Genomic DNA, 365 nt, shown 5'->3' with positions numbered 1-365 from the left:
GGTGTTTGCAGCCGAGATCCGGAAACGCCGGATCGTGGGGTGCGGTCGAGCCAGTGGCGATGGCACCCGGGCGAGATGGTCGTGAAGATCAACGGTGAGCGCCACTACTTGTAGCGGGCTGTCGACCACGAGGGCGAGGCGCTGGAAAGCTTCGTGACGAAGACCCGTGACAAGAAGGCAGCCCTGAAATTCTTCAGAAAATCAATGAAGCGCTACGGCCGGCCGGACTCCATCGTGACCGACCGGCTTCGGTCCTACGGCGCGGCGCTCAAGGAGATCGGTGCGGCCGATCGCCAGGAAACCGGTCGCTGGCTGAACAACCGCGCCGAGAACTCCCACCTGCCGTTCCGACGACGCGAGCGGGC

At 64.4% G+C, this 365-nt stretch carries 1 pseudogene; it reads left to right on the top strand.

The window, feature by feature from the left end:
• Positions 1-365 (top strand): annotated as a pseudogene (locus tag P1J78_RS25250) (DDE-type integrase/transposase/recombinase); the annotation flags it as partial.

Source organism: Psychromarinibacter sediminicola (assembly GCF_029168335.1).
Classification (GTDB): Bacteria; Pseudomonadota; Alphaproteobacteria; order Rhodobacterales; family Rhodobacteraceae; genus Psychromarinibacter; species Psychromarinibacter sediminicola.
Note: the sequence above shows the minus strand (reverse complement) of the source record. Positions and strands in the feature narration are given on the sequence as shown.